The sequence below is a fragment of the Streptomyces sp. CGMCC 4.7035 genome (assembly GCF_031583065.1).
GTDB lineage: Bacteria > Actinomycetota > Actinomycetes > Streptomycetales > Streptomycetaceae > Streptomyces > Streptomyces yaanensis.
The window spans coordinates 3,580,055-3,593,791 of record NZ_CP134053.1 but is presented as its reverse complement, the minus strand read 5'-3'; the positions used below and the strand labels follow the sequence as shown (position 1 = coordinate 3,593,791).

Annotated in this window: 14 protein-coding genes; 9 read left to right on the top strand and 5 right to left on the bottom strand. The window is 71.3% G+C overall.

Annotated features, from left to right (window positions below):
- Nucleotides 1-21: 21 nt before the first annotated feature.
- The 5 genes from Q2K21_RS15310 to Q2K21_RS15290 all read right to left on the bottom strand — a co-directional run bounded on the left by Q2K21_RS15310 (nt 22) and on the right by Q2K21_RS15290 (nt 4,395).
- Nucleotides 22-1,254 (bottom strand): cytochrome P450, encoded by a 1,233-nt coding sequence (locus tag Q2K21_RS15310; RefSeq protein ID WP_310771009.1) that lies wholly within the window; start codon nt 1,252-1,254, stop codon nt 22-24.
- A gap of 274 nt (nt 1,255-1,528) precedes the next feature.
- Nucleotides 1,529-1,945, bottom strand: a complete 417-nt coding sequence (locus Q2K21_RS15305) for a hypothetical protein (RefSeq protein ID WP_310771007.1) — start codon at nt 1,943-1,945, stop codon at nt 1,529-1,531.
- A 49-nt stretch (nt 1,946-1,994) separates the two neighbouring features.
- Entirely contained in the window at nt 1,995-3,023 is a 1,029-nt protein-coding gene (locus Q2K21_RS15300) for a ketoacyl-ACP synthase III family protein (RefSeq protein WP_310771005.1), read from the bottom strand.
- Nucleotides 3,024-3,160: 137 nt separating this feature from the next.
- The gene (locus Q2K21_RS15295) at nt 3,161-3,751 is read right to left on the bottom strand and encodes an SRPBCC domain-containing protein (RefSeq protein ID WP_310771003.1); all 591 of its coding nucleotides are present in this window, start codon (nt 3,749-3,751) and stop codon (nt 3,161-3,163) included.
- The gene (locus Q2K21_RS15290) at nt 3,748-4,395 is read right to left on the bottom strand and encodes a TetR/AcrR family transcriptional regulator (RefSeq protein ID WP_310771001.1); all 648 of its coding nucleotides are present in this window, start codon (nt 4,393-4,395) and stop codon (nt 3,748-3,750) included. Before Q2K21_RS15290 ends, Q2K21_RS15295 begins: the two co-directional genes overlap by 4 nt.
- Nucleotides 4,396-4,884: 489 nt before the next feature.
- Between Q2K21_RS15290 and Q2K21_RS15285 the strand changes: the two genes are divergently transcribed.
- Genes Q2K21_RS15285 through Q2K21_RS15245 form a run of 9 tightly spaced genes read left to right on the top strand, consistent with a single transcriptional unit; the run spans nt 4,885 to nt 13,716 of the window.
- Nucleotides 4,885-5,187 carry an acyl carrier protein gene (locus Q2K21_RS15285; RefSeq protein ID WP_310770999.1) on the top strand — a complete coding sequence of 101 codons (303 nt, stop codon included), beginning with the start codon at nt 4,885-4,887 and terminating at the stop codon, nt 5,185-5,187.
- Complete coding sequence (locus Q2K21_RS15280) at nt 5,184-6,374, top strand: acyl-CoA dehydrogenase family protein (protein ID WP_310770996.1); 1,191 nt, start codon at nt 5,184-5,186, stop codon at nt 6,372-6,374. Before Q2K21_RS15285 ends, Q2K21_RS15280 begins: the two co-directional genes overlap by 4 nt.
- Nucleotides 6,375-6,381: 7 nt before the next feature.
- Nucleotides 6,382-7,593 (top strand): acyl-CoA dehydrogenase family protein, encoded by a 1,212-nt coding sequence (locus Q2K21_RS15275; RefSeq protein WP_310770994.1) that lies wholly within the window; start codon nt 6,382-6,384, stop codon nt 7,591-7,593.
- Nucleotides 7,593-8,408, top strand: a complete 816-nt coding sequence (gene ubiG / locus Q2K21_RS15270) for a bifunctional 2-polyprenyl-6-hydroxyphenol methylase/3-demethylubiquinol 3-O-methyltransferase UbiG (RefSeq protein WP_310770992.1) — start codon at nt 7,593-7,595, stop codon at nt 8,406-8,408. The genes Q2K21_RS15275 and ubiG overlap by 1 nt, the downstream gene beginning before the upstream one ends.
- Nucleotides 8,409-8,446: 38 nt before the next feature.
- Nucleotides 8,447-8,920, top strand: a complete 474-nt coding sequence (locus Q2K21_RS15265; RefSeq protein ID WP_310770989.1) for an SRPBCC family protein — start codon at nt 8,447-8,449, stop codon at nt 8,918-8,920.
- The gene (locus Q2K21_RS15260; protein WP_310770987.1) at nt 8,917-10,008 is read left to right on the top strand and encodes a type III polyketide synthase; all 1,092 of its coding nucleotides are present in this window, start codon (nt 8,917-8,919) and stop codon (nt 10,006-10,008) included. The genes Q2K21_RS15265 and Q2K21_RS15260 overlap by 4 nt, the downstream gene beginning before the upstream one ends.
- A gap of 37 nt (nt 10,009-10,045) precedes the next feature.
- Nucleotides 10,046-10,927: a methyltransferase domain-containing protein gene (locus Q2K21_RS15255; protein ID WP_310770985.1), complete on the top strand. Its 882-nt coding sequence runs from the start codon at nt 10,046-10,048 to the stop codon at nt 10,925-10,927.
- Between the two features lie 24 nt (nt 10,928-10,951).
- Entirely contained in the window at nt 10,952-12,454 is a 1,503-nt protein-coding gene (locus Q2K21_RS15250; protein ID WP_310770983.1) for an aminotransferase class III-fold pyridoxal phosphate-dependent enzyme, read from the top strand.
- Entirely contained in the window at nt 12,451-13,716 is a 1,266-nt protein-coding gene (locus Q2K21_RS15245) for a phytoene desaturase family protein (RefSeq protein ID WP_310770981.1), read from the top strand. The genes Q2K21_RS15250 and Q2K21_RS15245 overlap by 4 nt, the downstream gene beginning before the upstream one ends.
- Nucleotides 13,717-13,737: the final 21 nt, after the last annotated feature.

Genomic DNA, 13,737 nt, shown 5'->3' with positions numbered 1-13,737 from the left:
CGTTCGTTCACCGTCCGCGGGTCACCAGGTGACCGGCAGACCGGTCAGGGCGTGCACCATCATGCCGCTGGTCATGGTGAGGCTGCCGACCTCCTCGGCCAGGCTCAGCCGCGGGAAGCGGCGGACCAGCGACGAGACGGCGATCTGCAGTTCGGCGCGGGCGAGGGCGGCACCGAGGCAGAAGTGCGCACCGTGCCCGAACGCCAGATGGGCGGAGGCCGAGGACCGCGCCGGGTCGAAGGAGCCGGCCGTCTCCCCGAAGCGCTCCGCGTCCTGGTTGGCCGAGCAGACCGAGGCGATCACACCACTGCCCTTGGGGATGGTCGTACCGGCGATTTCGACGTCCTCCAGCGTGATGCGGAACGGCCCGCCGTCCCCGATGGGGTTGATCCGCAGCAGTTCCTCCACCACGTGGTCGATCGTCTCGGGCCGCTCACGCACGGCGGCCAGGTGCTCGGGATGCCTCAGCAGGGTCAGCACACAGGTACCGATCATGCTGACCGTGGTCTCGTGCCCGGCGACCAGCAGGGTGATGCCCATGGTGATCAGCTCGTGCTCGCTGAGCCGGTCCCCGTCCTCGTCGTGCACCTGGACCAGGGCGCCCAGGAGGTCGTCGGAGGGCTCCTCGCGCTTGCGCTGCACCAGCTCACCGAGGTACTTGACCATCGCCATCCGCTGCTCCATCACCTCCTCGGCGGTGTGCGAGGTGAGCGAGACGAAGGCGTCGGACCAGGCACGGAAGCGGTCCCGGTCCTCGAAGGGCACACCGAGCAGCTCGCAGATGACCATCACGGGCAGCGGGAACGCGAAGACCGGGTTGAGGTCGACGGGCGGGGAGAGCTTCTCCATCTCGTCCAGCAGTGAGTCGGTGAGCTCCTGGATACGGGGGCGCAGGTTCTGCACCCGGCGGGCGGTGAACTCCCGCGAGACGAGCTTGCGCAGCCGGGTGTGCTCGGGCGGGTCCATGGTGAACAGGCTGCCGGCCATGGGCGGGGCCGCGGTGAGCCGCGGGGCACCCTCGGCCAGCATGGCCGCCCGGCTGAACCTGGGGTCCGCGAGGACGGTACGGACATCGTCGTAGCGGCTCACCACGTACCCCTCGTCACCGCTGGGCAGCCGGACATGGGCCACAGGGCACTTGGCGCGCAACTCCTCGTAGACGGGCGGCGTCTGCACGGCGGAGGGGCGGTGGAAGGGGTACTGGAGCCCGGGCTCCGCAGGGGTCTCGGCGGCGGGCGCTGAGGCAGTGTCCATCGTGTGGCCTCCAGTGCTTCACGAAAGGGCTGGCGTACGGGACTGTCAGCCGAGGCTCGCAGCAAGGCCTTGCGCGCCAATAAAGCCCACCGGCCCCACACACCGACGGGCCCGCAGCCTCGAAAGGCGACGGGCCCAGGCGTACGGGCAGCGAGGCAGCGCCCCAAAGGGGCGCGGGGCTGTACCGAATATGCGGCTACCGCCGCGTGGGCGTGACCAGCCACGACGGAGCAGCAGACAACCCACGCCACATCGCGGCACTCCGAGCGGAGCGCTACCGCAGGCTGCCGTCCGGAGCACGCAGCCCGTACCCCAGCGCACGGCCGAGTGCGATGACGGTCAGCCAGGACATCCCGAAGGTGAAGGGCGCCGCGATGTCGTCCGGGCTGTCGCCGAGGAACGAGAAGACCACCATGATCGCGAACGGCGGCAGCGGACGGTGCAGCAAGTTGTAGAGGGGTACGGCCCTCGGGGGCAGCCGACCCGGCTCATGGGCCTGGCCGAGGCCCGCCAGGCGGGCCAGCTCCGGCAGGGCCGCGCCGAGGACGGCCGCCGGGATCACCCACCCCGCGTGCTTGGCCGCCTCGAAGACGTCCCAGACCAGCAGGAGCGTCCCCAGTACTCCCCAGGCCACCCGGATCGGTACCGACCTGGCCCGCTTCGTGGCCCCGGTGGGCTCGATCGTCACCATGCTTCTCCCCTCGCTGTCGGACCGCATCCGGCCCCACTCGTCATTCCCCTCAGCCGACGGGCTCCCACTCGGGTACCTCGGCCATTTCCAGCACAGCACAGGTGCAGCTGAACCCGGAGCCGCCGCCGACCAGCAGCACACGGTCCCCAACGCTCAACACCCCCGCTTCCACAAGGTGGTTGAAGCCGGCGATCTGGTCGCCGGCGCCCAGGTGGCCGGCCTTGCGGGCAAAGTCCCACGTGGACCGCTCCACGGGGAGGCCGAGCAGCACCGGCACCTGCCACTGCAGTCGGCTGCGCCCGCTGGCCAGGGTCACCACCCGGGCCACGTCCTGCCGACCGATGCCCGCGTCGGCCAGGGCGGTGTCGACGACGGCGTTCATTACCGCGCCCACCCGCTCCGTCGCCTCCCGGACGCTGCCGTGGGCGCGCGCGAAGTGCTGCACGCGGCCCAGCAGGTCCAGGGGTTCGCCGGAGGGCAGCGGCCGCAGCGCCGCGCCCCGGACCACCGCCTCCAGGGAGTTGTCCGATCCGCTCGCGGTGGACAGCAGCCGGGCGAAGCCGCCGGCGGCGGACAGCAGCACGGCGGTACCACCGTCGCCGTAGACGAAGCCGGGCTCGCTGCTCCACCGCTGCACCAGCGGAGCGCCGAACCGGTCGGCGGTGGTGACCATGGCGGCCGAGGTGCCGGCAGCGACCTGCCGGGCCGCGATCTCCAGTGCGCCGAGGCCGCCGTTGCACTCCTGCTCGAAGCCGAACGCGGTCACGTCCCGGCCCAGGGCGTGCGCGGCGACGTACGAGGCGGCGGGCCACATCTCGACGCCCTGGAACCAGATGCTGCTGTGGATCAGCAGGCCCACCGCGGACGCGTCGAGGCCGGACCGCTTGAGTGCGGTCGTCGCGGCGTGGATCGCCATGTCTGGAGGGGCCGTCGACTCCTCGGCGACGGACACGGACAGGATCTCGTCGGCCGCGGCCTGCTCCGCGTCGTACGCACCGGACTCCACGGCCGAGCGGGCGGACTCGGGCTCGCCGAGCCACACCCCCGTACCCGCGACGTACACACCTTCCCACCGCATCGTGTCTCCTCTCCGGCAGTGATGTCCTTCTCGAGCGGGTCGTCTCGTGATCGGTACGCTGCGACCGGATCGTCCTGGGGCGGTCTTAAGCGGTGCTTGCGCCGGACGTGTTCATCACCACGCCGATTCCACGCGGCTCAACGCCGCGCCGACTCCACGCGCTCCTTCAGCGCCGAGTTCATCGCCCGGAACTTGGGCAGCGTCTCGTCCTGCAGCTTTCCCTCGGCGATCGGAACGAGGACACCGGTGAAGCTCTCGCTTTGGGTGAGCCGTACGACGCCGGGGCCCGCCTTCTCGATCAGGAACCGGTGTTCGCCATCCACGAGCCAGCCGGGGCCGAGTTTGCCGAGCCAGCGCAGCTCATGGCCAGGGCGTGCGCTGAGGACCTCGGGGGTCATCGTCGAGGTGCCGCTCGGCTGGTCCAGCCGGATGCGTATGGTCGCACCGGGGCGCAGCCGGTCGCCCGAGGTGATCTCGCCCCGGGTCATGAAGGGGTTCCACTGCGGATAGGCGGAGAAGTCGGTGAGCACCTTCCAGACCTCCTCCGGCGCGGCCTTGATCTCCACGGAGGCGGTGAGCCGTACCGCATGGGTGTGGGTCCACCAGGTGTACCCGCCGAGTACGACGGCCAATCCGGACAGCGATACCAGGGCCCACCTGCGCCGTCGGCGCCGGGGCTTGGCGGTGGTCGGCGGGGCGGGCCGGGCTAAGACCTGGGTGGGGGTCATGACCGGGTCCTCTCTGGGTGGGGGGTGGTGTGCCCTGCGGCTCCCGCGAGCACCTGGTCGACCAGCCGCTCGACGTATTCGGCACCGATGGGCGCGCCGGTGACCAGGAGCCGGTAGTACAGGGCCCCGGCCAGCTGGTCGAAGACCGCCTCCGAATCGGCGCCGGGGCGCAGTTCGCCTCGCTCGCGGGCCCGGTCGAGCAGGGCCAGCGGGAGGATGTTGCGGCGGGCGAACAGGGCCCGTACGGCCTCGCCCACGTCCGGGTGCCGGCCGGCCGCGGCGACCAACTCGGCGACGACACCGGCCGACCGGTCCTCCGGGTTGCCGCGGCGGCCGACCGCTCTCATCCGGTTGAGGCCGTCCGCCACCGCGGTGAGGTAGTCGACCAGGTCCTGTCTGAGGTGCCCGGTGTCGGCGACCGGCACCTCGTCCTGCATCCTGGCGACCAGGGCGACGAGCAGATGATCCTTGGTGGGCCAGCGCCGGTAGAGCGTGGTCTTCGCGACCCGGCCACGGGCGGCGACCTCGTCCATGGCGAACCCGTCGTACCCGCACTCGAACAGCAGCTCGCGCGCCGCCTCCAGGATCCGTCCGTCGGCGTCCTCACTGCGGGGGCGCCCTCTGCGGGCGACGGGAGCTGTCACGCGTCGTTCCTTCCCGGCGTTATTTCGATACGACCGTTTCGCTATTGAGGGTAGGGAGAGTGGACTGCTTTTCGCAACGGCCGTAGCGTAAATGGCCGGAACGGCACCCTGGCGCTCCGTCGGTAGTGCCGCGATGTGTCGTTGGTTGTCTGCTGCGCCGTCGTGGCTGGTCACGCCCACGCGGCGGTAGCCGCGTATTCGATACAGCCCCGCGCCCCTTCAGGGCGTTGCCGAACCGTGCGGACTTCGCCCAGCCCGCTCCGCCGTCCTGGCAGAGCCCGGACCGCACCTCTCGCGCACCGCCGCACCTCTTCCCCGCGCCCGAACCGCACCCCTTCCCGCACCGCCGGTCCCCTTCCCCACGCCCGAACCGCACCCCCTCCCGTGCCTCTCCCGCGCCGCGCAACCGCCGCTACAGCCCCCGCTCCCACCATGGCGAACGGCACCGCACCCGCAGGCAGCGGTTTCTCTCGGCTTCCAGGAGTGGATGTGCAGGACGACCGGGCGCAAGCCTTCATGACGACCCTGATCGAGCAACTCGTCGCCGTACGCCCCGAGACGGCCGGCCGGGAGGTCACCGAGCGCTCCCGGCTCACCGGCGACCTCGGCCTGGACTCGGTGGACCTGGCCGAACTCTTCGAGCGCATCCGGGAGGTGTACGGCGAGGTGGAGATCGCGGACTGGCTGGCCATGGCGACTCGCGCCGAGGGCGACACAGTCGGCAGCCTCGTCCGCTACCTGACCCTGGCGGTGCCCGAGGGGCGGCCCCTGATGGCGGGGAGCGCACGATGACCCTCACCCAGGGCGCGCCGGCGCGCACCGACTACGTCGCGCTCGCCGCCGAGTTGGCCGAGCGGTTCGCCGGCCGGGCGGCAGAGCACGACGCGGCGGGTAGTTTCCCGCACGAGAACGTCCGCGAGCTGGTCGCCTCCGGCTACACCGCGATGACCGTGCCGCGCGAGTACGGCGGCGGTGGAGCGGGGCTGGAGGAGCTGTGCCGGGCGCAGGAGACGTTGGCCACCGGCTGTGCGAGCACCGCCTTCGCCGTCAACATGCATGTGCACGGGATCGCGATGATCGCCGGGATCGGCGGGCCCGCCGCCGAGCGGGCCTACGAGGCCATCGCGCAGCGCGGATCCGTCATCGCCGGTGGCTTCAGCGAGCCCGGGGTCGGCGGCAACTGGTGGCATCCCACCACCAAGGCCCAACCGGTCGAGGGCGGTTATCTCCTCAACGGGCGCAAGGGGTTCTTCACCGGCTTCCCCGCCGCCGACCTGCTCTTCCTCTCCGCCGCCCGCACCGACGACCGGGGGCTGCCCGAGCCCGTCGGCTTCCTCGTGCCGAAGCCGGAGCGGGGTGTCCGCGTCACCGCCGAGTGGGACGCGGCCGGCATGCGTGCCACCGGCAGCCACTCGCTGCTCCTGGAGGACCTGTTCGTCGCCGAGGAGTACATGATCGGACGGCCCGGCGCGCTGCCGCTGATGTTCATGCAGGGCGTGCACTGGGCCTGGTGCAGCTTCGCCTCCGTCTTCCTCGGCATCGCCCGCGGCGCCCTGGAGCAGGTCGTACGGGAACAGCGCGGCCGCACCCTGCACGTGCTGGACCGGACCGTGGCCCACCTGCCCGGCGTCCAGTTCAGGGTCGCCGAGATGAGGACCCGGCTCGCCGCCGCCGAGGCCCACCTCTACCAGGCCGTACGCGCCGAGCACGACACCGAGATCGCCGCGGACCCGCTGGGCCACTACATCGAGATGAGCGTGATGAAGAACAGCGTGTGCCGCCTGGCCCACGAGGTGGTCGTGCTGGCGATGCAGGTCCAGGGCGGCTCCGCCCTGTTGTCCGCGCACCCGCTGCAGCGCGCCTACCGGGACGTGGTGGCCGGGCTGCTCGTCCCGCCGAACTCCGACGTGACCGCCGAGTGGGCGGGCAAGCACGCGCTCGGAGTGCCGGTCTTCGCCGAACCCCGCTGGGAGGGCTGAGCCCATCATGTCCACCACTGTCACGGAGGCCCTGGGCACGGACGCCGAACGGGCCGCGCGCTGGGCCGAGTTGCAGCAGACCGCGCGCGAACTGGCCACGCGGTTCGAGGAACGGTCCCAGAAGGCGTACGACTCCGGCGAGTTCGTCGCCGAGAACATCCGCGACCTCGTCGAGGCCGGGATCACCGCCGTCAACGTCCCGCGCGAGCTGGGCGGTCTCGAGGCCACCCTGGAGGAGAACACACGGCTGCTGCGGATCATCGCCGGCGGCTGCGGCTCCACCGCGTTCACCCTCGCCATCCACGCCGTGCTGACCGGCTCGATGCGCAGCGACCTCGGTGTGGCCGTGCGCGAGCGGATGTTCGGCGCGGTGCGGGACGGGGCGTTCGTGGTCGGCCCGTTCACCGACGAGGGCTCCGGCGGCAACTGGGTGCGGCCGTCCACCGTCGCCCGCCGTACGCCCGAGGGGTTCGTCCTGGACGGGCTGAAGCACTTCGCGACCGGGTTCGACGCCGCCACCCACCTGGTCGTCACCGCCGGCCTGGACGACGCCCACCTCGAACCCCCTTTCAACCTCGCGGCGTTCTTCGTCGAGAAGCCCCGGCAGGGCGTCGACGTGGTCTCCCGCTGGAGCGGCTTCGCGCTGCCGATGACCGGCTCCCACTCGCTGAAGCTCGATTCGCTGCCCGTCGACGCCGAGGACTCCGTCTTCCCCGACGGGCTGACCCCGCTGTTTGTCATGGCCCGTCAGCAGTGGGGCCACTACTGCTTCGCGGCCGTCTTCCTGGGGCTGGCCGAGCGGGCGTACGAGCTGGCGGTCGAGCGCACCCGGGGCCGGTCCACGACCGCGGTCGCCGACCTCGCGCGGCTGCCCGGCATCCAGTTCGCGGTCGCCCGGATGCGGTCGTCCCTGGCCACCATGGACGCCCTGCTCATCGAGTATGCCACCCGGCACGTCGACCCCGGCGAGGACCTGCCCGCCTTCGTCGCCGACACCTGCATACCGAAGTACCACATCACCAACGAGGCCGAGCACGTCGTCGCCACCGCCTTCGAGGTCATCGGCGGCTCCGGCATCCGGGACGGCTCCCGCATCGGCCAGATCTGGCGGGACGTCAAGGCGGGCCCCCTGCTGCCCTTCACCAATGACATGGCCCGCGAGTTCATCGGCAAGGCCACCCTGGGCATCAGCCCGGTCGAGACCCCGAGGTGGGTGTGATGGCAACCTCAACTACCCCCGGCCGCACGAAGCCCGGCCGGGCCGGCACGCTGGACCCGAACCAGGTCACGATCGACAACGAGTACTACGACGAGGTCGGCGACGACTGGTGGAACACCGAGGGCCCGCTGCGCGCCCTGCACGAGATGAACCCGGCCCGCACCGGCTACTTCGACCGCGTCCTCAAGGCCCGATACCCGGACCGCCCCGCCAACGCGATCCACGTCGTCGACCTGGGCTGCGGCGGCGGCCTGGTCTCCGAGAACCTCGCCGCCCGCGGCTACCGCGTCACCGGCATCGACCTGTCGGCCGGCACCGTAGCCGCCGCCCGCCGGCACGCGGCGGTCTCCGGCGTCGAGGTGGACTACCTGGTCGGCTCCGCCTACGGCACCGGACTGCCGGACGGCTGCGCGGAGGCCGTCGTCGCCTCCGACGTCCTGGAGCACTTCCACGACCTGCCCGCGGCGCTGGCCGAGATCGACCGGCTGCTGGTGCCCGGCGGGGTGCTCCTCTTCGACACCGTCAACCGCACCCTGCGCAGCTACCTGCTGCTCATCCTGGTGGCCGAGAAGCTGCTCGGCGTCATCAAGCCGGGCACGCACAACTGGAAGATGTTCATCCGGCCGAACGAGCTGCGCGGACTGCTCTACGACGCCGGCCTGGTCCTCGATGAGACCCACGGCCTCGGCCCCGTCCGCTCACTGCCGTCCCTGCTGCCCGGGCTGCTGCTCCACCGCAGGCTCGGCACGTTCGCCCTCACCGGCGACCGGTCGGCCAGCTACATCGGCCACGCCACCAAGCTCAGCGCCTCCTGAAGTGCCTCCCCAGCACCTCCCCGAAGGACAGGACAGCCATGGTCTCCATACGCTCCGCCAGCGTGGCCGGCATCGAGGTGAAGGCCGAACCGGCCGCCGTGCGCGCGCTGTTGCTCGACGTCGTGGGCTGCGGCCTGCTGATGCCCGGGGTGGAAAGCCTCACCGCCGAGGGCGACGACGTCTACCACTACGTGCTGGCCACCATCTCCAACGGTGCCGTCAGCCACACCCCCGACCATCGGACGAGGTTCGACACCACCGACCCGGCCGCCATCCGTTGGGAGCCGGTCGGCGAGCACAACTTCCGTTCCTGGGGCGTGTTCCGCACCTCCCCTGGCAACGCGACCGGCACCACCTACCTGGAGATCGACACCCGCTCCGAGGCCGACGTGGACATCGCGCCCGTCGTCCTGCCGCTCGTCGAGCCCTTCGCCCGGCAGCAAAGCGATCAGGTCACCGAGGGCTTCCTCGCCGCCGTCAAGGAACGGGTCGAGTCGGGGGCGACGGTATGACGACCCTGACCGAGGCCCCCGCCGCGGGGCGTACGACCACCCGCGGGGTGGCGAAGCTCCTCGCGCTGCGCACCGCCTCGCCCGAGACCGTCGTACCGCAGCAGAGCGCCTTCGACGACTACTACCGCGAGATGTTCAAGGACGTGCCGAAGGCCGAGGAGATCTTCCGAGGCTCCGGGGTGTACCAGCGGCACATGGCCTGGGACCCGCGCACCTCGTACGCCGACGGCTATCCGCCCATCAAGCCGCGCATGGAGGCCTGGCAGGAGAACGTCCTCGCCATGAGCCGGCGCACCGTGGGCGGGGTGCTCGAAGGGGACGAACTCCGAGACCGGATCGGCACGTTCGTGCTGGCCAGCTGCACCGGATATGCCGGGCCCACCCCGGACATCCTGCTCGCCAAGGAGTTCGGACTGCGCCAGGACCTGAGGCGCACCTTCATCGGGCACATGGGCTGCAACGCCGCCTTCAACGTGCTCAAGACCGCCTTCGACGCGCTCGCCGCGCGCCCCGCCGAACTCGTCCTGGCTGGCTCCGCCGAGGTGTGCTCGGTCCATCTGCGCCCCGAGTTCACGGCCGAACAGGCCGTCGTCAACGCCCTGTTCGGGGACGCCGGCGCCATGACCCTGCTGGGCGCCGACGACGGCGGCCCCGGACCGGTGTTCCTCGGCACGTACACCGAGACCCACCCCGAGACCACGCACGCGATGAGCTGGCACATCGAGGACGTGGCGTTCCGGATGACGCTCTCGCCCTACGTCCCCTTCTATCTCGCCGAGAGCATCGAGGCGTTCGTGAAGCGGCTGCTCGCCCCGCACGGCCTGGACATCGGCGACGTACGCCACTGGGGTGTCCACCCCGGCGGCCCGAAGATCATCGACTTCGTCGGCGAGAAGCTCGCCCTCACGCCCGAGCAGCTGGCCCCGTCCCGGGCGGTCCTCGCCGAGCACGGCAACTGCTCCTCCGCCACCATCCTGCTGATCCTCGACCGGATCCTGCGCGAGTCCCGCCCCGAACCCGGCGAGCACGCCGTGCTCATGGCGTTCGGGCCCGGGCTGACCATGGAGTCGGCGCTCGTCCGCTTCTGACCCACCCCTGACTCACCTGCCGATGGGAAACCCCGCCATGACGACGAGCGCACTCGAACCGCGCTGGTCCACCCCGGACCTGCACGCAGCGGTCAAGGACCACTACGACGGACTGATCGACCTGTACGAGGACCTGTGGGGCGAGCACATCCACCATGGCTACTGGGCCGAGGGCGAGACCGACCCGGGTCGGCACGCCGCCCAGGTGCGCCTGGTCGACGAGCTCATCTCCTTCGGCCCGGTCACCGAGGGCGCCCGCGTCCTCGACGCCGGCTGCGGCATCGGCGCCTCCGCCGTGTATCTCGCCCAGCGCCTGGGCTGCACCGTGGACGGCATCACCCTCAGCGCCGAGCAGATCACCCGCGCCGAGGCCAAGGCCGCCGAGGCCGGCGTCCCCGACCTCACCTCCTTCCGGCTGGTCGACGCCATGCACACCGACTACCCGGAGGACACCTTCGACCTGGTGTGGGCGCTGGAGAGCTGCGAGATCATGCCGGACAAGAAGGCGTTCCTCGCCGAGTGCAAACGGGTGCTGAAGCCCGGCGGCACCCTGCTGGTCGCCACCTGGTGCGCCCGCGACGACCGGCTCGCGCCGGCCGAGACCCGCCTGCTGCAGCGCATCTACCGCGACTTCGTGATCTCCCACGTGCTGCCCCTGGAGCACTACGCCGAGCTCACCGCCGACCTCGGCCTGACCGACATCCGGACGGCCGACTGGTCGCCGCGCGTGTGGGACACCTGGAAGCTGTCCACCGACATCGTCAAGCCGGTCGTCCGCGACCCCTCCGTCATCTGGAAGCTGGTCCGCGCAAAGGGCATGGACATCTTCCGCTTCCTCAACTCCGTGCCGTTGATGAAGCAGGCGTACGACCGCGACGTGATGCGCTACGGCGTCTTCCGCGCGACCAAGCCGCTCTGAACCCCTTTTGAAATCGTGGAGTTGATGATGACGACACATGCCGCTCCCCCGGCGTCGCCCGTCGAGTCGCTGGTCGCCGACCTGCTGTCCGAGCAGTGGCTCATCGACCTGTTCACCGAGCTGTCCCAACGCCAGCAGGGCTCGGCCGCCGCCACCGAGGCGCTGCGCGCCCGGGACGCCGCCACGCATGTCTTCTGGCCCTTCCACTCGCCGCAGTTCCCGCTGATGGTGACCGAGGCGCACGGCAGCCGCATCGTCGATGTCGACGGCAACGCCTACACGGACTGCCACCTCGGCTTCGGCGCGCAGGCGCTGCACGGGCACAGCCCCGACGCGGTGGTGGAGTTCGTTCGCGACCAGCTCGCGACCACCACCGGCAACGGCTACTGCACGCCCGTGGAGGCCCAACTCGTCGATCTGCTCGGCGAGTTCGTCCCGCACTGCGAGAAGTTCGCGTTCCTGAACTCCGGCACCGACGCCACCGCGGCCGCCATCCGGCTGGCCCGTGCGCACACCGGCCGCCGGATGGTCGCCAAGTTCGAGGGCGCCCTGCACGGCGTGCACGACCTCGGCATGCACAACACCGCCTTCTGGTACCACGGCCACCCCACGACCCCGTTCCCCGGCAACGCCCCCGACGGCGGCATCGAGCGGCAGTCCGCACTCACGGGTGTCCCGGTGGCGGACCCGCACGACCTGCTGGTACTGCCCAACGACCCCATACGGGCGGTAGAACTGATCGAGCGTCACAAGAACGAACTGGCCTGCGTGATCACCGAGGCGGCCTCCTCCTCGTTCCCCTTCGTCGAACACACCGTCCCGCTCCTGAAGGCCGTCTCCGAGCGCTGCCGTGCCCTGCGCGTCCCGTTCATCCTGGACGAGGTGCTGACTGGCTTCCGCTACGGCCCCGGCGGCGCCGCCGAGTACTTCGGCCTGGAAGCCGACCTGTACACCTATGGCAAGGTCCTCAGCGGCCTCGGCCTCCCGCTCTCCGCGGTGGGCGGGAAGGCGGCGCTGCTCGACCACACCCAGACCTCCGGCCTGCCGCTGACCGACATCGGCCGCAAGACCTGCGTGCAGACCACCCACGCCGGCAACCACCTCGCACTGTCCGCCTCGTACGCGAGCCTGCGCCTGCTGCACGAACAGCGCGACACGTACTACACCGAGACCCGCACCAAGGTCGCCCGCGTCCAGGACCGCCTGACCGCCTTCCGTACCGAGACCGGCATCCCGCTGCGACTGGTCGGATTCGGCGACTTCATCGGCTCGTTCGGCTTCCTGGAGAAGGAGAGCTACGACGACTACCGCGCGTTCGCGGGGGCGGTGAACCCGATCGCGTTCTTCCTGCTGACCCTCATGCTGCGCCGCCGCGGCTTCTACACGCTCAGCCTGCCCATGCTGTTCACGGGCGGCGCGCACAGCACCGAAGACCTGGACGCGCTGGTCACCGCGGTCACCGACTCGGCACGCGAACTCGATGGGCACGGCTTCCCGTTCATCCTCCCCGGGGCCGGCGCGGCATGACCGGGCGGGCCGACAAGCGGGCGGACGCCGTCGTCGTCGGGGCCGGACTCACCGGCCTCGTGGCCGCCGTCCGGCTGGCCGGTGCCGCAGGCCCCGGCCGCGTCCTGCTGCTCGAGGCGGGCGGCGAGCCGGGCGGCCGTTCCCGCACCACGGACCACGACGGCTTTCGGCTCACCCTCGGCCCCCGCGCCCTCTACCGCACCACACGGGATCAACTGCACGCCCTGGGCGTCCGCGTGCCCGCCCGCGAACCCGACCTCACCACCGCCCTCGCCCTGCGCGAGGGCACCCTGCATCCCGGCTACGCGGCCCCCGGCCCACTGCTGCGCACCCGCCTGCTCTCCCCGCGCGAACGCCTCGCGGTAGCAAGGCTGTTGGCCTTCTCCCGCAGCCGCCCCTCCTTGGTCGGCACGGACGCTGCCGAGTGGCTCGCCGACCGACTGCCCACCGAACGCGCCCGCGAGGCCGCCTTCGCCCTGCTGCGCATCAGCACCTACACCGGCCGCCCCGAAATGATCGACGCGAACGCCCTGGCCACCCACTTCGCCGAGGTACGGCGCGGCGTGGGCTACGTCGACGGAGGCTGGCGCACGCTCATCGACGCACTGCTGGCACGCGCCCGCGCACTGGGCGTACGGCTGCGCACGGGCACCCGGGTGACCGGGGTCGAGGGCGGCGAGCGGCCACGGATCACCACGGCGGACGGTCAGGGAATCCGAACCCGCTCGGTGGTACTGGCGGGCCTGTCGCAGCGAGCCGTGGGTCAATTTTTGGGTCAGTCCGATCCGTTGGACGCGGGCCGCCCACTACACACGGCATGCCTGGACGTGGCGCTGACCCGGCTGCCCGACCCAACCTGCACGCTCGTCATCGGCGTCGACGAACCGCTGTACCTCTCCGTCTTCTCGCGCACCGCCCACCTCGCCCCGGCCGGCGGCGCGGTCCTCCACCTGGCCCGCTACGACGACGGCGCCGGCCTCGGCCCGACCGAGGTGCGCAAACGGCTCCACCACCTGCTCGACCTGTGCCAGCCCGGCTGGCGCGAGGTACTGGTCCACGAGCGCTTCCTGCCCCGTATCACCACGATGACCGCTGTACCCGAGGCCCGCACCGGCGGCCTCCCGGGCCGACCCGGCATGACGGTCGACGCCCACCCTGGCGTCTTCGTCGCCGGCGACTGGGTCGGCCCGCGGGGCCTGCTCGCCAATGCCTGCGTGCTCAGCGCGGCACAGGCGGCCCGGGCGGCGGCGGCACGGCTGTAACAAGCCCCACTACACATCTCG